This window comes from Fonticella tunisiensis (assembly GCF_004364155.1).
Lineage (GTDB): Bacteria > Bacillota > Clostridia > Clostridiales > Caloramatoraceae > Fonticella > Fonticella tunisiensis.
Genome location: NZ_SOAZ01000021.1, coordinates 34,157 through 54,150, shown reverse-complemented (window position 1 = coordinate 54,150; position 19,994 = coordinate 34,157). Strand labels below are relative to the sequence as shown.

The following is a 19,994-nucleotide window of genomic DNA, read 5'->3' as shown; positions in this document are numbered from 1 at the left end:
GGCCTTTTTCCCTTCCAAAATTTCAATAAAATAGAAAAAATCTAATTTCCTATAAAGAAAAAAGCTTTACTGGAAATTAGATGCGAAATCTCTGTGGTGTTGCAAAAAAAATTATAATATGATATTATGTAAAGGTATTTGGGGGTAGATAGGTGCTGGTGTGCCTACTGGTCTTCAAAACCATGTTGTCGGGCTAGTAACCCGACGGGTGGGTTCGATTCCCACATACTCCCGCCATACCGATTACAACGCCCGCCAAGCCAGTAAAATCAACGCATTAAAAGGTTTGGTGGGTTTCTTGTTTTTTGATATATCACTATGTCCTAAAAGAATTTGAACAGTTTTTAGGGGAACTCCCTTCTCAAATAGTTTTGTAGCATAGGTATATGGTTCCCGGTCCCAGTTGAAAATACTAAATCATCATCTTTTCGGACAAAAGTTATGGGAAGTAGTGAAGTATGTTAGGGAGCCCAGGATATAGAATATCCCAGGCCGTAGAGCAAATAGGGCTACCTGTTCAAGCTATCATTTGGAGCTTTAGGGGATTCAGGATGAAAAGTATCTTTGAAATTATCATCAAGGGATCCTAGAAGGTCATCATCAAAGGCATTGTCTTCAAGAAGCCTGAAAGCTCTTGCAACTTTTCTAGCAAAAGACAACGGTTCATCTATTGAAAAGAAGTGGATATACATTAACCTTGGAGTTTCAAACAACCAATGGTTGTGAAGAGCTGTAACTAGTATACCTTGTCTCTGTAGGGCACGTATAAAGCGATTAATTTCCTCTTGAAGTATTACAGTTTCTCCAAGGTTGAGTGTTCTGCCGAGCGTGTCCATTGACTCAAAGGAAAACAGAGCATCTAATACAAGTGGGCTTTGTGTGGGTCGCCCAGCAATTTCAACGCTTAGATTTCTTCTACGAGCTACAACACAAAGACCATCCCTTGATTCCAAAACTCTACCTTCAAGTATTCTGGCAAACCTGTTGCACAAATCGGTTTCGGACACATTAATCTGATTAAGATTCGCATTCATATTCATAGGATACATAATATCACCTCCTTTTCAGTAACATATTATGCATTTTTGTAATATGCGTGAATTTTCTTGTTTAGTTTATCGAAAAAAGAAAATTATCCTCAAAAGTAATTGAAGAATGTTGAAAAATGTATCTTTCAAAATTAATTTTTATGCAAAATAAGGAGGAGTAAATTGAAATGGCATTAAAGTTGTAGCTAACTACCCAGAATTAAAGAAGAATGGGAGAGTTGATGGAGCTTCATAGCTTATATAATAAGAAGAATGCTAGCTCCAAAGCAACAGGATTCACTCATTATGAGACTAGAAGAGATAAACACTAAAGAAACACAAAACAGAAGTTTATAATTAAAGCAATGGTGAAAACCGGAGCTTTTCTTTTTATCCTAAGTAGAACTTCATCGGCTCTCTTACAAAATCGCTAAAGGAATAGTTTGTATAATTTACATCACTGCCTAAAAAACGTTTGTATCTCTTTTCTTCTTCATATGCAGATTGCTCTTTTTTGCCGGGATGGTTATTGAGCACTGTAAATAACAATTTATTTTTACTGTTTAACTGAATACGTTTAAGAAGATATTTAATGTGAATGTCCGAATCACAAAAGGAGTATCCGCAAAATATGAAATGCTTAACATCCCGCAGTACATTCTCGGCTTTATTCCAGATTGTGCTTATAAAAACATTTGTCATGTCTTTAAAATAGGTTGGTGGAACAATTACAGGAAGCATTATAGAGCCGCATTCCGAACATATAGCCTTTGAAAAATCGGTTACAAGGTGTATTAGGCCACATTCCTTTTTAGTAAGCTTGAGATTGTTGCAGTCTGGGCAGTAAAGCCAGTTTAATGAACCGTGTAGCTTATATATCTTTATTGAATTATCATCGGGTCTGCTCCATCCACTTTCGATTCCATAGTTGATGAAATCCACTCCATAGTTTATATTTATAGATGGAAGTATACTGCATATTGCGCTATCAATTAAAATATCATAGTTTGTGGTAATAAATATCGTTTCTCGAAGTAAATTTTCATTATGAAGGTGAGAGATCAATCTACTGTGAAAACCCTTTGAATAAGGAAGCCTTTCCTGCAACACTTTAGCAATCAAAATAATTAAATATAGTTTAATCAGTTTATTTTCAACGCCGTTTAATACTGCATCCTTTATATATGAATTTTCCATATAGACGCTTAACCCGGAATGGTCTACAAAGTCCTTTAGGGATTTGGGATCAATTATTTTAAGGTTTTCCTTTCTTTTTTCAGCAATATCTAAAATACCTATCACCTCTTCAAAGGTGGGATAGTCGTCGTCTTCCAGATTTTTGTTGTTTACATCTATATTAAAGGTTCTTTTAAAAAAGTTTTCGAGGGATAAGTCTAAACTTCTACTCAATTTTGAGTTCGATGAAGCAGTATTTAACATAGTTTGAAAGTATATTTTAAATAGCTCATTTTGAACAGGAATGCCCTCTTCCCTTGAAGCACCAGCACCAAGAAATATTGCAGTTTTCATATATTTCCTCCTTGCTTTTATTGGTTATGTCAAATTTATTATATGATTAAATACTATATTTTAAAGTAATTTTAGCAATTAGCAAGATAAGCCTAAATCATACACCTGTTTGATAAATAAATTAATGGATGTGAAGTTAACATATAAAAAGTTGTTCATATCTTATACATTAAATGTTGATAAAATAGGAAAATATTGCTAAAATAAATTTTGGAGTGATGATATGGTAAAAAAGGTTTTCTACGTTATTTTAGTATTTTTATTACTTTCGCACAGGGTTCTAGCATATGAAGCAGGTAGTTATAAAGCCGCTGTTCTTATAGAAGCTAATTCAGGCAGGATATTGTATGAATATAACAAGGATGTTCAGCTTCCCCAGGCGTCTATAACCAAGCTCATGACTTATTATGTTATGAAGGATTTAATAAATAAAAATAATATCGATTTGAACAGGGCAGTTAAAATAGATCTAAGTGGAATAAAAATGGACCCAAGCTGGTCTCAGCTTGGTATAAAAACAGGAGATGAGATTACCCTTGACAATCTTATTAAATCCTTGCTTATTGTATCAGCAAATGATAGTGCACTGGTACTTGAAAGGCTTTATAACAGCCCGGATTTTAGCGGTGGCAGCTTTATAAATGCCATGAACGAAAGAGCAAGGGAAATAGGAATGACTAAGACCAGATATGTTAATTCAACAGGCTTGACAGATAGGATAAACAATAAAAAATATTACAATATAACCTCTGCATATGATACTGCAATTCTTGCTTCAGATCTTTTAAAAAAATATCCCGAAATAATTGAAATTACAAAAACAAAGGTTTTTAAATACAGAGGAAGAGATTATGAAAACTGGAATAGGCTTCTCTGGAACAACCCCAGGGTGGATGGTTTAAAAACGGGACACACGATAGAGGCAGGCTACTGTCTTGTTTCCACTGAGGACTTAACTGATTTGAATGGAGGGGGTAAACCTTTTAGGCTTGTTGCAGTAATACTTGGTGCACCAAGTGATAGCGACAGGCTTAATGAAAGTATAAGGCTTTTAAAATATGGTGAGAATAATTTTCAGAATAAAGTGGTGGTTAAGAAAGGGGATAAATTTCGATTAGACAGTGAATTGTATAAGGGGGGCTACGTTGAAGGAGAGGCTTCAGAGGATCTGTATTTTGTAAGTGCAAAGGATGAAAGCATAGGAAAGTATGTTAAATTTAACGAAAGGCTGCCCCGAAAAATTAGAAAAGGTGATGTTATAGGTACAGTGGAGATTAAAAATCAAAGGACTGGTGAAGTAAAGGCTTCAAATATATATGCTTCAGGCGATTTTAAACAGGTGTCAATATTTATGCGAATATTCATGTTTATCAGGCATCTATTCGATTAAAGGACAGGTGATTTATATGAGTGAAAAGGAGCAAATAATAGAAATTATAAAAAAGTTTTTAAATATAGCTGATGAGCTTTTAAAAAATGGTAAAATTGACGGCAAAACCTATGATGATATAACTTTTAACAAAAAAAAGTTTCTTAAAGATATAAACAGCGAGAATTAAAAGTTTTTGGCAAATAGTTGACTTTGTTAATGAATGTGGTATAATTTACTATATAAAAAGGGGAGTAACTCGGCGGAACAAGCCTTAACCGATCGTCATTACGGCAAATGCCCGGTCGGTTATCAAGGTCATCCTTGAGAGTAAGACCTTTATTCATGATATTAATGGATAAAGGTCTTTTTTTTCGTAATAATAAGATTAGGAGGTTGAGAACATGGATAATTTTCATGCTCTTTCAAAACAGGAGATCTTTGAGAAGTTTAAATCACAGGAAAATGGAATTTCAAGAGAAGATGCTCAAAAACGTCTTGAAAAGTATGGATATAACGAATTTAAGGAGAAAAAGGGAAAATCCATGCTTGAGAGATTCATTGATCAGTTTAAGGATATTCTTATAATCATATTACTTATTGCAGCTGCCATTTCCTTTGCACTTGGAGAAAGGATTGATTCAGTCATAATTCTCCTAATTGTTGTTTTAAATGCAATCCTTGGGGTTGTGCAAGAGAATAAAGCTGAACAATCCCTGAATGCACTTAAAAAGATGGCGGCTCCCCTTGCACATGTTATAAGGGATGGAAAATCAGCTGAAATACCTGCAAGGGAGGTTGTGCCTGGAGATATAGTTGTCCTTGAGGCAGGAAAGTATGTTCCTGCTGATTTAAGGCTAATTGAGGCATCTAACCTAAAAATTGAGGAATCATCTTTAACCGGTGAATCGGTACCGGTAGATAAAAGCGATGAAATAATTGAAGATGTTAATATACCCATTGGTGATAGAAAAAATATGGCCTTTATGTCTTCAATGGTTACATATGGAAGAGGTAAAGGAATCGTAGTTGGTACAGGTATGAACACTGAAATTGGAAAGATTGCTGATATGATTTCTAACGTGGAGGAAGAAAAAACCCCTCTTCAGAAGAAGCTTGCAGATGTTGGAAAAACACTTGGCTTTGCAGCCCTTATAATATGCGCAATAATTTTTATCGTGGGTCTGCTTCAGGGAAGGGAAGCCTTCCATATGTTTATGACATCTGTATCCCTTGCTGTAGCAGCCATACCTGAAGGATTGCCTGCCGTAGTTACTATAGTGCTTGCAGTTGGAGTACAGAAAATGATAAAGAGAAATGCAATAATTAGAAAGCTTCCAGCTGTTGAAACTTTAGGTTCAGCCAGCGTTATATGTTCAGATAAGACAGGAACATTAACTCAGAACAAAATGACTGTGAAGAAAATATTTACTATAAATGGATATAGCGATGATATAGCAGATGCAAAAAGAGTGCTAACAATAGCAAACCTGTGCAACGATACTCAGGTAATAGAGGAGGACGGAAATTTCAGAACAATAGGAGATCCAACTGAAACTGCCCTTGTAGATATTGCACTGTCCTCTGGAATAGATAAAAGAGAGCTGGAAAAGGAATATGTAAGGATAGATGAAATACCCTTTGATTCAGATAGAAAGCTCATGACAACCTTTAATAGGTCTAGCGAAGGCATTATTGCTAATATTAAAGGTGCCCCTGATATTTTACTTTCAAGGTGCAAATATATATTAGATGGTGATGAAATTAGAGAAATCACAGCAAAAGACGTGGACGCGATTAAGACTGCCAATGAAGAGATGGGAAAAACAGCCCTCAGGGTCCTTGCCCTTGGTTTTAAAAACATGGATAAAGTTGATAAGGAGAATGCAGAAAGGGATATAGTTTTTGCAGGACTTATCGGTATGATTGACCCACCGAGGGAAGAAGCAAAGGAAGCCGTCAAACTGTGTAAAACGGCAGGTATAAAACCAGTTATGATTACAGGTGACCATAAAATAACCGCTATGGCAATAGCTAAGGAACTCGGAATACTGGAGGATGAGTCAGGAGCTATTTCAGGTGCCGAGCTTGAAAATATGTCTCAGAAGGAACTGGAGGATAGAGTTGAGGATATATCTGTTTATGCGAGGGTTTCACCGGAGCATAAAGTTAGGATAGTAGAAGCATGGAAGTCGAAGGGCAAAGTTGTTGCCATGACAGGTGACGGTGTAAACGATGCTCCAGCCCTTAAAATGGCAAACATTGGTGCGGCAATGGGTATAACCGGTACAGACGTAGCAAAGAGCGCAGCAGATATGGTGCTTACAGATGACAATTTTGCAACCATTGTATCAGCAGTTGAGGAAGGAAGAACTATTTATTCAAATATTAAAAAGTCAATCAACTTCCTGATTTCCTGCAATATCGGCGAGATATTAACGCTTTTTATAGCAACCATATTTAATCTGCCAGAGCCTCTGCTTCCAATTCATATTCTATGGGTTAACCTTGTAACAGACAGCCTTCCAGCCTTAGCGCTGGGTATGGAACCACCTGAAAAGGATGTAATGAAGAGGCCCCCAAGAGATGCAAATGAAGGATTATTTGCAGGCGGGCTAGGGCTTAAGATTGCACTTCAGGGAATAATCATAGGTACTGTTACTCTTGCTGCATATTTATATGGACACTACGTTGTTGGTGAAGAAATAGTTGCAAGATCTATGGCCTTCTTTACGCTGAGCTTTTCACAGCTTGTGCATGCCTTTAACATAAGGTACGAAAAGGATTCAGTTATATTTAACCGCATGTTCTCAAACAGGTATATGAACAGGGCTTTTCTGATTTCAGCTTTAATACAGATGATAGTTTTAGCAGCACCTTTCACAAGGTCGATCTTTAAGGTTGTTCTACTAGACTGGACACAGATAGGCGTTGTTGTATTATGTTCAATAGCTCCTCTGATTGTAGTTGAAATAGCAAAGGCAATAAAAAAATAACTAAAAACCCCCATTTTGGGGTTTTTTTTATGGAAATATTCAAAAATACAGCTTAATTTTGAGAAGTAGAAGTCTATTGCGGCTTCTTTTTTTATTTAAAAGACTATGAGGTTTAAATAAATGTATAATGGTAAAAATAATTATAAGGGAGGTGTATTTATGCTAAATAGTATTCGTGATAAAAGAATACAGAGAGACGGTTTGTACGAACTGACTCTTCAAATTCCTGAAGATGAATATTTTAGTGTTTATGATACAGTAACCATAGAATCAGCCCAGGATATACTACAGCAATTTTTAGACTACCATCAAGATGATGGAAGGCCCGATGAAGTGGATATAAATTATAATAAAAATGGCCATGTAGTTAATATAACAGCAAACCTCCATTATATAGGAAATGAACATACTGAGCCCAGGCATACCCCAAACAGATTAACTGCCTCGAGGAGAGATGAAGGAACAAAATGAGAAAGAAATTTCTTATACTTTTTATTTTTTTCATTTTAGGTTTAATATCCTTCCACAGTTCACACTTATATTTACTTAGTGCAGCATTACCTGCACTATTTTTAATATTTTTCATAAAAAAACAAAGTTTTATGACAGTATTTTCAGTCTTATTCCTGTTATTAGGCTTTTTAGCTGCATATGTTCATTACAGTGGCTTTGAACACAGATATAGTTTTCTAAGAAAATCAAGCTTATTTCAGGGATATGTTATAGAAAGCAGGAAAAATAGCTTTACTTTAAAAAATTACAATGCAAATTATAAAATTATTGCTTCTAGTTATAAAGCTTTAAATGTAAAACCCGGAGATTATGTTGTTTTTAAAGGAGAGGTAGGAGAAAAACCTTTATATAAGAAAAACAGGATGAACTCATCAGGCATAGATGCATATGTAACAATAAAGAATTACGACATTGAAAAAATAAATAAATATGATGTGAGAATGATTCCTATAAAAATAAGGGAAAAAATAAACTCTGCTCTAATAGGTATAGATAAATCAGGAGGTGGATTTATATCAGGATTAATTACAGGGTATACAGAGGATTTGGAGGACAATGACAAAGATAACTTCGATAACCTCGGAATATCCCATATACTTGCGATATCAGGATTTAACCTTGGCATTGTATATTATTTTTCAACCAAGCTTCTCAAAGACTTTTCAGCAAGGTTAAGGCATGTACTTGTAATATTGCTTTGTTTTATTTATACGTTAATTGGAGGCTTTCAGCCGTCAATTTTTAGAGCGTTTGTTATGATATGCATTGCCAACGCAGGAAAGATATTAAATAGGCCCTATGACATACTTCATGGAATTACGCTCTCGGCCTTTGTAATGCTGATTTTTAATTCATATTTTATATACAATCCGGGATTTATTTTATCATTCCTTGCTACCTCTGGCATCATACTTCTTAAGGATGATATAAGGGATAGTATTCCTGAAAAAATTCAGTTCATAGGGGATGAATTGTCAGTAGCCTTATCTGCCTTTATATCAACTTTTCCAATGGTTATATGGTATAGAGGATTTGTTTCGGTAATATCAATTGGAGTTAATATACTTTTAAACCCATTGGTTGCATTTATTACAGTTTTGGGATTTGTAGCTTCATTTATCTATATATTAACAGGTATCAATTTGGTGCTATACCCTGTTGTTTTTTCAGGTGTATTGTTTTTGAGGCTGATAAAATATATGATGCATTTGAATTTTCAATGGTTTATAGAACAACCCAAGCCAGTTTTTATTGTTGTATATTATGCTTTAATACTTATGGTTTTTGGTTATTTTAATATAAAAAGACACCGCAGGGTTAACTATTACTTAAAGGCTTTTTTAGCAGTTTTATGTATTATACTGTTATTCTACCATGGAAAGCTTTTAAAAATACATATTTTAAACGTCGGTCAGGGCGACAGTATATTTATTGAGACACCGGAAAGAAAGTGTATTCTGATCGATACTGGTCCTGAGTTTAAAGATTATTCTGCATTGAAGGAACATGTTTTGCCCTATGTTAAAAGAAAAGGATATAGTAAGATAGATTTGCTTTTAATAACACATTTTCATAGGGATCATGCAGGAGGGTTGGATTATTTGCTTAAAAACTACAGGGTTGACAGTCTGGCAGCGTATAAAAAACCTGAGAAATCTATAAGGGAATTTATAGAGCTTTCGAAGGGTAATTCAATTAAAGTAGGAAGTGTTTTAATAAACGTATTATATCCTCCGAAGAACATGACTTTTGAAGATGATAAGAATGAAACATGTCTGGTTATGGAATTGTTATATAAAGATTTTTCTATGCTTCTAACTGCTGATGCTGAGGTTAAGATTTTAGAGGGTATCACGGGAGATTATGATGTTTTCAAAGTTTCACATCATGGATCAGCCGATGCATTTAGTAAGAAGCTGATTGATAACCTTAAGATGGATACTGCCGTAATTTCAGTGGGTAAGAACAGCTTTGGGCATCCTTCAAAGGATGTAGTTGACGAGCTTAAGAAAAATAATATAGAGGTATTTAGGACAGATCAGTCTGGAGATATATCCATAGTTACTGAGGGAAAAGGATATAAAGTCCTTTTTGAATAATGCTTGATCTATTATAATAGGAGTGAAGTACACATTAGAGGGGATGTTTATGGAACTAAAGACTTATACAGAATTTAAAAAAATTATAAAAGAAAAAAGATTGGAAGGTCCGATTATTATATATGGAGATGAAAACCATTTAATAGATGAAAGCATTAAAATTATATACAATATCATAAAATCCTTTCAGGAAATGAATATTGTAAAATTGGATGGTGAAAATATAACGCTTGATGACATAATAAACGCATGTGAAACATTACCCTTTATGGAGGATAAAAAGATCGTGCATATAAGGAAAGCAGCTTTTTTAAATAAAGCCCCGGGGATGACTGAAGATTTTGTAAAAAATTTCTCAAACTATATAAAAAACCTTCCTGATGGAATTATACTTCTTCTAACCCTTCAGGGCAGCGTTGACAGTACTAATGCCGTTTTTAAGGTTATAAAGAGCACAGGGTATGTAATTGAGTATAAACCTATGAGGGGAGAAGAACTTCAAAGATGGGTTCTTGAGTCATTTAATAAAAACGGAAAGGTTATAAATAAGTATGAACTAAATTATTTCATTATGGAGGCAGGGAGCTCCCTTGAACAGCTTGAGAGGGAGGTAGAAAAGGTATGCGCCTATGCATCTGAAGAGGTTATAACAAAGCAGCATATAGATGAAGTAGTTCATAAGAGCATAGAAAGCAATATATTTAAAATGGTTGACAGCATATCCAGAAAAGATGCTGATAAGGCGATATCAATTTTAAACGCTCTTCTTTTTCAAAAGGAAGAACACTTGAAGATACTCGGTATGATAATCAGGCAGATAAGGCTTATGTACTTAATAAGAGCTTATTTAGATGAAAAAAGATCTCCATCTGAGATCAACAGGGATTTAAAGCTTAATGAATTTGTTTTAAACAATTTAATTAAACAATCTAAAGCTTATACAGTGGAAGGGCTTAAAAAGCTTTTATCCCTATGCTTGGAAACTGATTATAATTTAAAAAATGGCACTTATTCAAGCGACTTTTATGGGCTTGCTCTTGAGACTTTGATTGTTGAACTGTGTAAATAAAAACACCCCCAACGGGGTGTTTAAATTATTTTGCAACTAGTTTATTTAACTTAAGAGCAAGCCTTGACTTCTTTCTCGCTGCATTATTCTTGTGAAGTACTCCCTTTGCAGCAGCCTTGTCAATAGCATGTGATGCTTCTGAAAGAAGAGCTTTTGCCTCATCAAGGTTGTTGTTATTAACAGCTGCTTCAAACTTCTTAATAATAGTTTTAACTGATGATTTAACCATTTTGTTTCTAAGCGTTCTCTTTTCAGTCTTTCTTATTCTCTTTATAGCTGACTTAATATTTGCCAAGCTTAAGTACCTCCTTCTTTGAATACAAATTGTTAGTGATATTTGCAGACTGGGGAATCTGATGACCGGTTCCATACATTAACAAATGATATTATAGCATTAAAGAATGTGTTATTCAAGTATTATATGTTTTTTTTGCTTAACTATTAATGTATTTGGAATGCAACAGGGAATAGTATTTGGCGAATTGGAAAACCTACATTTTAAGAAATAATGTTGGGAGGGATAAGATGTTTAGTATAAGAACAGACCTTGCTGTTGAAGCAAGAGAAATATATCAGAAAGAAAATGGAAAAGAAGTCCCTGGAGTAGTTGTTGATGTAAATGAAGATGATGGTATTAGAGTTACAACAGTGAAGATAGAGGATGAGATGGGCTCTAAAATAATGGGAAAACCCAAAGGAACCTATATTACAATGGAAATACCGAAGATAAACCACTACGATGCAAATATGCAGGATGACTTAAGCAGAGGCGTTGCAAAACAGCTTAGCAAGGTCATAAGTATTAAGGATGGCCAGACTGCTTTTGTAGTAGGACTTGGCAATTGGAACGTTACCCCTGATGCCCTGGGGCCAAAGGTTGTTTCAAGACTTATGATAACCAGACATTTAAAAAAGTATGTTCCTGACACCATAGATGAAGGCATAAACCCTGTATGCGCCCTTGCCCCGGGAGTATTGGGGTTAACCGGTATAGAAACTGCTGAAGTAGTTCAGGGGGTTGTTGAGAAAATAAAGCCTGACGTTTTAATCGTCATAGATGCTCTTGCCTCGCGAAAAACTGAAAGGGTTGCAACGACTATTCAGATAGGAGATACAGGCATAAGCCCTGGTTCAGGGGTAGGTAACAGGAGGATGGAATTTAACACAAAAACCATGGGCATACCTGTTATAGCCATAGGGGTGCCCACCGTTGTGGATGCCGCTACTCTTGCAAATGATACTATGGATATGATGCTTGATAGACTTATTGAACAAACTAAAAACAACAAGGAATTTTATAAAATGTTAAAAAACGTGGATAAAAATGAAAAATATATGATGATAAGGGAGATTCTAAGTTTAGAAAATGGAAACATGATGGTAACTCCAAAAGAAATAGACTCACTGGTCGATACTATGTCTAAAATTATAGCTAACGGAATAAACATAGCACTTCATCCATCAATAGAACTCAAGGATATTAATAAATACATCAACTGACAAAATTTCTGGAATATTTAAGATACTGCCCCTCATATAATATTCTGAGATTTATACGAAGGAGATGAGGGGCATGTCTAAATTAAAGCTGGATTCATTTGCTCAAATTATAATTTACCTCCTTGGTTTACTATTATTGATTAAGGCAATTATTTTCCCCATACTAAATCCTATAAGCACAGCTGCGAATATTAACTATTTAAATACCAATCTTTTTCAGCAGGTCCTAAACAAGTCCAATGCCTTTGTGGATGTAACCATGCAGAGGGACGAGGATGAGGACAGAGAAGAACTTTTTCCCCTTGTTTTCAAATATTTAACAGATATAGACATTTCAAACCCTAAAACCTATATAGCTGCTCAGATACCCATATTGAGTTTAATAGACGTAACTTCCATAGTAAACAATGGGGATGAACCTGCTGTGATAACTCCATCTCAAAATGAAGGGGCTCCAAATAATAATGCTGAAGGGCAGAAACCGGAAGAGAATAATGATTTTACGCCTTTAAAGCTTAATCCGGATAAACCACTTATATTGATTTATCATACCCATACCAGGGAAATTTATAATCCCGGCAATACTTATGGAAGTGACTTTTCTACTGATTTCAATCTTGGAATTGTAAAGGTTGGAGAAGAGATAAAAAAGGAACTGGAATCTAAATATGGAATTGCTACGATTCACGACACAAGGGTACATGATTTGCCGACAAGAACTGGTTCCTACGGAAGGTCAAGACCAACGGTTGAAGAATACATTAAAAAATATCCAAGCCTTAAAATTATAATAGACCTTCATAGAGATGGTGGTGTAAGCAGCAAAAGTAGAACCGCTATAATTAATAACGAGCAATATGCTAGAACTATGTTTGTTGTTGGTGCAAACAATAGAAACAAGGAATTAAATACAAATCTTTCCCAAAAGTTAAATGATACCTTTGAAAGACTTTATAAAGGATTTTCGAGGGGAATCGTTTATAAAAATGCTGTATATAACCAGGATCTATCAGCAAACTGTGTTCTAATTGAAGTGGGTTCCGATGAAAATACACTTCAGGAAGCACTTAATTCAGCAAAGATAATTTCAAGGGTTTTATATGAAAATGTAAAGTAGCTTCGGGCTACTTTTTTTATTGACATATTCCAAAAATTATATGATATAATTTAATTTGATTTTATGTTAGAAATTACTTGGATGTGAGAAACTAAAGAAAGGATTCATTAGCTCGTTATACTGCAAGGAGGATATTTATGTCAACTGAAAGGCAAAGAAGGATTCGAAACTTTTGTATAATAGCCCATATTGACCATGGAAAATCGACACTGGCAGATAGATTGATAGAAATGACAGGAACTCTAACCCAGAGAGAAATGGAAGATCAGGTTCTTGATACTATGGAACTTGAAAAGGAGAGGGGAATAACTATTAAGGCACAGGCTGTGAGGCTTGTGTATACCGATGAGAACGGCGAAGAGTTCATACTTAACCTTATAGATACTCCCGGGCACGTAGATTTCAATTATGAGGTATCAAGGAGCCTTGCAGCCTGTGAAGGTGCTATTCTTGTAGTTGACGCTACACAGGGGATACAGGCGCAGACACTTGCAAACTGCTATCTTGCCCTTGATCATGATCTTGAGATAGTTCCTGTAATCAACAAGATAGATTTGCCAAGTGCAAGGCCCGAGGAAATAAAACAGGAAATCGAAGATGTAATAGGCCTTGACGCCTCAGATGCACCCCTTATTTCTGCAAAGGTGGGGATAGGTATTGAGGATGTATTAAAGGCAGTTGTAGAAAAGATTCCACACCCTGCAGGGGATGAGAACGCTCCTTTAAGGGCCCTTATATTCGACAGCTATTACGACCCATATAAAGGAGTCATATGCTATGTAAGGGTTATGGAGGGGACTGTGAGGAAGGGTACTAAAATAAGGCTTATGGCGTCAGGAAAGGACTATGAAGTAAATGAAGTAGGCATATTCACTCCCAAATACCTCGAAACTTCAGAGCTTAAGGCAGGGGACGTAGGATATATAACTGCCAGCATTAAAAACGTTAAGGATGCAAGAGTTGGAGATACTATAACGGAGTCTGAAAGGCCTGCAAAGGAGCCTCTCCCGGGATACAGGCCAGCCATACCTATGGTCTTTAGCGGTATATATCCAGCGGACAGTGCAAAATATGAAGAATTAAAGGAGGCCCTTGAAAAACTTCAGTTAAACGATGCTGCACTAACCTTTGAACCTGAAACCTCCCTTGCACTAGGATTTGGCTTTAGATGTGGCTTCCTTGGACTTCTTCACATGGAAATAGTTCAGGAGAGGCTTGAGAGGGAATACAATTTAGATCTTGTTACAACTGCACCAAGTGTTATTTATAAGGTGATTAAGACAAACGGAGAGATTATAGAACTTACAAATCCAACAAACATGCCTTCTCCTTCGGAAATAGATTATATGGAAGAGCCCATAGTTAATGCTTCAATAATATGTCCTTCAGACTATGTTGGCGCTGTTATGGAGCTCTGCCAGAATAAAAGAGGCGTATTTAAGAACATGGAATACATTGAAACCACAAGGGTTATGATTCATTACGAAATGCCCCTGAACGAGATAATATATGACTTTTTTGATGCTCTCAAATCCAGAACAAAGGGCTACGCTTCTTTAGATTATGAGCTAGCGGGATATAAAGAATCAAAGCTTGTAAAACTTGATATACTTCTTAATGGTGATCCCGTTGATGCCCTCTCTCAAATAGTTCCCGAGGAAAGGGCCTATGCAAGGGGCAGGGCTATAGCTGAAAAACTTAAGGAAATAATTCCAAGACAGCTTTTTGAAATTCCAATACAGGCAGCCATAGGCTCAAAGATAATAGCAAGGGAAACTGTCAAGGCGCTTAGAAAGGACGTCCTTGCAAAGTGTTATGGCGGGGATATAACAAGAAAGAAGAAGCTTCTTGAAAAGCAAAAGGAAGGTAAAAAGAGAATGAAACAGATAGGAACCGTTGAGGTACCTCAGGAAGCCTTTATGGCAGTTTTGAAGGTGGAATCATGATAAGATCCCTTTATGTCCACATACCTTTTTGTGTAAAAAAATGCCTCTACTGTGATTTTAACTCATACTCAATGTCTTCGGGTATTCAGGACGAGTATGTTGAATATCTTATTAAGGAAATCAATTCCCTGGGTATAGATAGATTTCAAACTATATTTGTAGGTGGGGGGACCCCCACTATACTATCTTTAGAAAGCATGGAAAAGCTTTTAAAAGAGCTTTCAAAGTTCAGCCCCATGGAATTCACGTTAGAGGCAAATCCTGGTACCCTGGATGATGATAAGCTAAAACTTATGAACTCCTACGGCGTGAATAGATTATCAATAGGCCTTCAGGCATGGCAGGACAGATTGCTTAAAAAGCTCGGCAGAATTCATACTCTGGATGGGTTTTTAAATAGCTACAACATGGCGAGAAGACATGGTTTTAATAACATAAATATAGACATAATGTTTGACATACCAGATCAAAGTTTTGAGGACTGGATTGAAACCGTGGAAAAGGTTAAGGGGTTAAAGCCTGAACATATATCAGCTTATAGCCTTATAATAGAGGAGGAGACGCCTTTTTATGATATGAATGAAAAGGGGCTCCTGAATCTCGTCGACGAAGAAAATGAAAGAAACATGTACTGGTTTGTTGTAGAGAGCTTGGAAGCTTTCGGGCTAATGCAATATGAAATATCCAACTTTTCTATACCTGGATATGAGTGCAGGCATAATATTACCTATTGGCTTAATGAGGAATATATAGGAGTTGGGGCAGGAGCTCATTCCTATGTTTCAGGTGTAAGATACAGCAACAAAAAGGGTGTTAAATCCTATATTGAAGGAATTAAAACGGGGAATGCAAAGGAGAACATAACCTTTATTTCAACTGATGATGAAATGTCTGAATTTATGTTTCTAGGGCTTCGGATGATTAATGGTATAAGCAAAGAAAGGTTTAATCAAAGGTTTGGAGTTGATATTTACAAGGTATATTCAAGAGAAATTGAGGAACTTAAAGAACTGGGACTTATATCAGAAAAAGATGGGTTCATTAAGCTTACTAAAAAAGGTATCGACCTCTCCAATCAGGTGTTTGTGAAATTTTTAAGAGGATAAACTGCCTGTTTATAAAACAGGTAGTTTTTATATTTAATATATAGATAAGAAACTTATTTTTGTAAAAGAACACCTGAGATATTGACAAAATTACTCAATAGTGATATTTTATAATCGTAAAATTAGCACTCATTAAATGAGAGTGCTAATAAAGTGAGGTGAAACTATGGAGCTTGGGGATAGAAAAAAGAGTATTTTAAAGGCTATTATAACTGATTATATAGAAACTGCAGAGCCAGTAGGGTCAAGGACCATTGCAAAAAAATATGAAATGGGAATAAGCTCTGCTACCATAAGGAACGAGATGTCTGATCTTGAGGATCTTGGATATCTGGAACAGCCCCATACGTCTTCAGGAAGGATTCCCTCAGATAAAGGATATAGAACCTATGTAAACTACCTCATGCAGGTAAATTATCCTACAAACGAAGAAATAGAACTTATAAAAAACTATATGAAGTTTGCGACAGTATATGAAGTGGATAAAATTATTAAGCGCACAATAAAACTGCTTTCTCAGATAACTATGTATACCTCGGCTGTTTTAACGCCATCTGTAAACAGGAGTACAGTTAAATCTATACAGCTCATAAGGGTTTCAGCCAGGGATGTTATAGCAGTGGTTGTTACAGATACGGGCATTATAAAAAACGTTGTAATAAAGCTGCCAAAAGAAGTTAGTACTGAAAGTATTATGAGAATAAGCAATATGCTTAATTCAAAACTTTATGGACTGACTATTGAAGAAATAGATCTTGCTGTAATCTCTTCAATACAAAATGAGATGAGGGGATACAGTGAGATATTTAATGCCATATTGCCTGTGATTTATGATAGTTTAAAAGCTAATGACTGTGATGTTTATCTTGAGGGCGCTACGAATATTTTCAATTATCCTGAGTATGACGATAGGGACAAAGCATATAATTTTCTATCAATGATTGAAAATAAGGATGTACTTATTGAAGCTTTATCAAGTGGAGATGACAATATAACAATTACCATTGGAAAAGAAAATGAAATCGAGGAAATTAAAGATTGCAGTATAATAAAAGCGTCTTATAAGGTAGGTGGAAAAACTGCAGGCACTATAGGGGTTATAGGCCCTACTAGAATGAATTATGCAAGGGTTATAGGTATAATAAAATGCCTTACAGATATTTTAAATGATATTCTAAAATCTCCATAAAATAATATGGATGATATAATAATATAGAAGGTGATAGTGTGGCGGGTAATGATAATATTGAAAAGAATGAAATGAATGTCGAAGCGGCATTCAGCGAAAAGGAAGTGTTGGATGAACAAAACACTTTGAATAATGAAGAGGTTACTGAAAAAAATTGTACAGAAGAAGAGGAAGGCGAAAATAATAATTTGAAATTTATAAAAAGAATTGAAGAGCTTGAAAAGCAGTGCGAAGAATATCTGGATTTAGCAAGAAGAACCAGAGCTGAATTTGATAATTATAGGAAAAGGAGTGCAAAGGAAAGGGAAAGTTTGTATGATGACGGATTTTCCGATGCAGTAAAGAGCCTTCTTCCTATCCTTGATAACCTTGAAAGGGCTGTAAACTTCAGTCAGGCTGAAAGCAGTAGCCTGTCCGAAGGGGTAGAGATGGTACTTAAAATGTTTAAGGATACCCTTGTAAAGATGGGAGTGGAAGAGATCGAGGCCGAAGGCAAAAAGTTTGACCCTGATTTCCATAATGCGGTTATGCATATAGAAGATGAAAATTATGAGGAAAATGTGATTGTTGAAGTATTCCAGAAAGGATATAAATATAAAAATAAAGTTATTAGATATAGTATGGTTAAGGTAGCAAATTAACCTGAAATTAAATAAAATAAAGGAGGATATGAAATGGGAAAGGTTATAGGAATTGACCTTGGTACAACAAACTCTTGTGTGGCTTTTATGGAAGGTGGAGAACCTGTTGTAATCCCAAACTCAGAGGGAGGAAGAACAACTCCTTCAGTTGTTGCATTCAAACCAAATGGGGAACGAATTGTAGGTCAGGTTGCAAAAAGACAGGCCATTACAAACCCTGATAGAACTATTATTTCTATTAAGAGGCATATGGGAACTGACCATAAAGTAAATATCGATGGCAAGGAATATACTCCACAGGAAATTTCAGCGATGATATTGATGAAGCTAAAGGCTGATGCAGAGGCTTACCTTGGAGAACCTGTTACTCAGGCGGTTATAACAGTACCAGCATATTTCAATGACAGCCAGAGGCAAGCTACAAAGGATGCTGGAAAAATAGCAGGTCTTGAAGTATTAAGGATTATAAACGAGCCAACGGCAGCTTCCCTTGCCTATGGTCTTGATAAAATGGATAAAAACCAGAAGATACTTGTATATGACCTTGGTGGTGGTACCTTTGACGTATCCATCCTTGAAATAGGAGATGGTGTGTTTGAAGTTAAGTCAACAAACGGAAATACAAGGCTAGGTGGAGACGACTTCGATGAAAGAATAATGAAGTATCTTATAGATACTTTCAAAGCGGAAAATGGAATAGATTTAAGCAATGACAGAATGGCAATGCAGAGGCTAAAGGAAGCTGCAGAAAAGGCAAAAATTGAGCTTTCATCCTCGCTTAGCACAGAGATTAACCTGCCATTTATTACTGCAGATGCTACTGGTCCAAAGCACATTAATTTAACGCTTACAAGAGCTAAATTTAATGAGCTTACATCAGACCTTGTTGAGGCAACTATTACACCTATGAAAAATGCCCTTAGCGATGCTGGTTTAACAATTGACCAAATTGATAGGGTTGTCCTTGTTGGAGGATCAACTAGAATACCTGCGGTTCAGGAGGCAGTTAGAAACTTTACAGGAAAGGAACCATCAAAGGGAATTAACCCTGATGAATGCGTTGCAATAGGTGCAGCAATTCAGGCCGGAGTTTTAACAGGAGAAGTTAAGGATATACTTCTTCTTGACGTTACACCACTATCACTTGGTATTGAAACACTTGGTGGAGTATTTACAACTCTAATCCCAAGAAATACCACAATACCAACCAAGAAGAGCCAGATATTCTCAACTGCTGCAGATGGCCAAACTTCAGTAGAAATACATGTTCTCCAGGGTGAAAGACCAATGGCGCGCGACAATAAGACGCTTGGAAGATTTACTCTTTCAGGAATACCTCCAGCACCAAGGGGAGTTCCACAGATTGAAGTTACATTTGACATAGACGCCAATGGTATAACCCATGTCTCAGCAAAGGACCTTGGAACTGGTAAGGAAGCAAATATTACGATTACGGCTTCAACAAACCTGACAGATGAAGAGATCGAAAGAGCTGTTAAGGAAGCTGAAAAATATGCTGAACAGGACAAGAAAGCTAAGGAAGCAATAGAGATTAGAAATAATGCAGACTCAGTCGTATATCAAACTGAGAAAACCCTCAAAGAGCTTGAAGGAAAGATAAGCGAAAGCGATAAGAAGGTAATTGAGGAAGGCATTAAAAAGGTAAAGGATGCTCTATCCGGTACTGATACTCAGGCTATTAAGAATGCCGCCGATGAACTTACCCAGAAGTTCTATGAAATTTCATCAAAGATTTATCAGCAGAACAACGCTGCAGGGCAGGGCTTTAATGGTCAAAAACCCGGAAACGATGGAGAAGTTCATGCAGATTACGATGTAAAGGATGATAAATAATTTAAGGAGGGACTAAACTCCCTCCTTAATGTATGTG

At 36.0% G+C, this 19,994-nt stretch carries 16 protein-coding genes and 1 tRNA gene; 14 read left to right on the top strand and 3 right to left on the bottom strand.

Annotated features, from left to right (window positions below; translation table 11 throughout):
• Positions 1 to 140 precede the first annotated feature (140 nt).
• Positions 141 to 237 (top strand) — tRNA-Sec (locus EDD71_RS11320).
• A 272-nt stretch (positions 238 to 509) separates the two neighbouring features.
• Here the strand turns inward: EDD71_RS11320 and EDD71_RS11310 are convergent.
• Entirely contained in the window at positions 510 to 1,034 is a 525-nt protein-coding gene (locus tag EDD71_RS11310) for a DUF1259 domain-containing protein (protein WP_133628850.1), read from the bottom strand.
• Positions 1,035 to 1,418: 384 nt separating this feature from the next.
• Positions 1,419 to 2,558: an SIR2 family protein gene (locus EDD71_RS11305; RefSeq protein ID WP_133628849.1), complete on the bottom strand. Its 1,140-nt coding sequence runs from the start codon at positions 2,556 to 2,558 to the stop codon at positions 1,419 to 1,421.
• 223 nt (positions 2,559 to 2,781) lie between these two features.
• On the opposite strand from EDD71_RS11305, the gene EDD71_RS11300 reads away from it, so the two are divergent.
• From EDD71_RS11300 to holA, 6 genes are all read left to right on the top strand, one after another.
• Positions 2,782 to 3,948, top strand: coding sequence for a D-alanyl-D-alanine carboxypeptidase family protein (locus EDD71_RS11300; RefSeq protein ID WP_133628848.1), 1,167 nt, complete (start codon positions 2,782 to 2,784; stop codon positions 3,946 to 3,948).
• A gap of 16 nt (positions 3,949 to 3,964) precedes the next feature.
• A complete protein-coding gene (locus tag EDD71_RS15400) occupies positions 3,965 to 4,117 on the top strand; it encodes a hypothetical protein (RefSeq protein ID WP_166636463.1) in 153 nt (50 codons plus the stop codon).
• Positions 4,118 to 4,331: 214 nt separating this feature from the next.
• A complete protein-coding gene (locus EDD71_RS11295; RefSeq protein ID WP_133628847.1) occupies positions 4,332 to 6,923 on the top strand; it encodes a calcium-transporting P-type ATPase, PMR1-type in 2,592 nt (863 codons plus the stop codon).
• Positions 6,924 to 7,082: 159 nt separating this feature from the next.
• Positions 7,083 to 7,394, top strand: a complete 312-nt coding sequence (locus EDD71_RS11290) for a hypothetical protein (protein ID WP_133628846.1) — start codon at positions 7,083 to 7,085, stop codon at positions 7,392 to 7,394.
• 131 nt (positions 7,395 to 7,525) lie between these two features.
• Positions 7,526 to 9,535 (top strand): DNA internalization-related competence protein ComEC/Rec2, encoded by a 2,010-nt coding sequence (locus EDD71_RS11285; RefSeq protein ID WP_166636462.1) that lies wholly within the window; start codon positions 7,526 to 7,528, stop codon positions 9,533 to 9,535.
• A gap of 49 nt (positions 9,536 to 9,584) precedes the next feature.
• Positions 9,585 to 10,604 carry a DNA polymerase III subunit delta gene (holA, locus tag EDD71_RS11280; RefSeq protein ID WP_166636461.1) on the top strand — a complete coding sequence of 340 codons (1,020 nt, stop codon included), beginning with the start codon at positions 9,585 to 9,587 and terminating at the stop codon, positions 10,602 to 10,604.
• Positions 10,605 to 10,629: 25 nt separating this feature from the next.
• On the opposite strand, the gene rpsT is transcribed toward holA, so the two are convergent.
• Positions 10,630 to 10,899, bottom strand: a complete 270-nt coding sequence (rpsT, locus tag EDD71_RS11275) for a 30S ribosomal protein S20 (RefSeq protein WP_133628843.1) — start codon at positions 10,897 to 10,899, stop codon at positions 10,630 to 10,632.
• 230 nt (positions 10,900 to 11,129) lie between these two features.
• On the opposite strand from rpsT, the gene gpr reads away from it, so the two are divergent.
• The 7 genes from gpr to dnaK all read left to right on the top strand — a co-directional run bounded on the left by gpr (position 11,130) and on the right by dnaK (position 19,957).
• Complete coding sequence (gene gpr, locus EDD71_RS11270; protein ID WP_133628842.1) at positions 11,130 to 12,104, top strand: GPR endopeptidase; 975 nt, start codon at positions 11,130 to 11,132, stop codon at positions 12,102 to 12,104.
• Positions 12,105 to 12,177: 73 nt separating this feature from the next.
• Positions 12,178 to 13,221: a stage II sporulation protein P gene (gene spoIIP, locus EDD71_RS11265; RefSeq protein ID WP_166636460.1), complete on the top strand. Its 1,044-nt coding sequence runs from the start codon at positions 12,178 to 12,180 to the stop codon at positions 13,219 to 13,221.
• Between the two features lie 137 nt (positions 13,222 to 13,358).
• Positions 13,359 to 15,167 carry a translation elongation factor 4 gene (gene lepA / locus EDD71_RS11260; protein ID WP_133628840.1) on the top strand — a complete coding sequence of 603 codons (1,809 nt, stop codon included), beginning with the start codon at positions 13,359 to 13,361 and terminating at the stop codon, positions 15,165 to 15,167.
• Positions 15,164 to 16,273 (top strand): radical SAM family heme chaperone HemW, encoded by a 1,110-nt coding sequence (gene hemW, locus EDD71_RS11255; protein ID WP_133628839.1) that lies wholly within the window; start codon positions 15,164 to 15,166, stop codon positions 16,271 to 16,273. Before lepA ends, hemW begins: the two co-directional genes overlap by 4 nt.
• A gap of 166 nt (positions 16,274 to 16,439) precedes the next feature.
• The gene (gene hrcA, locus EDD71_RS11250; protein WP_133628838.1) at positions 16,440 to 17,462 is read left to right on the top strand and encodes a heat-inducible transcriptional repressor HrcA; all 1,023 of its coding nucleotides are present in this window, start codon (positions 16,440 to 16,442) and stop codon (positions 17,460 to 17,462) included.
• Between the two features lie 38 nt (positions 17,463 to 17,500).
• The gene (gene grpE / locus EDD71_RS11245; RefSeq protein WP_243116454.1) at positions 17,501 to 18,103 is read left to right on the top strand and encodes a nucleotide exchange factor GrpE; all 603 of its coding nucleotides are present in this window, start codon (positions 17,501 to 17,503) and stop codon (positions 18,101 to 18,103) included.
• 33 nt (positions 18,104 to 18,136) lie between these two features.
• Positions 18,137 to 19,957, top strand: coding sequence for a molecular chaperone DnaK (dnaK, locus tag EDD71_RS11240; protein ID WP_133628837.1), 1,821 nt, complete (start codon positions 18,137 to 18,139; stop codon positions 19,955 to 19,957).
• The last annotated feature ends 37 nt before the right edge of the window (positions 19,958 to 19,994 follow it).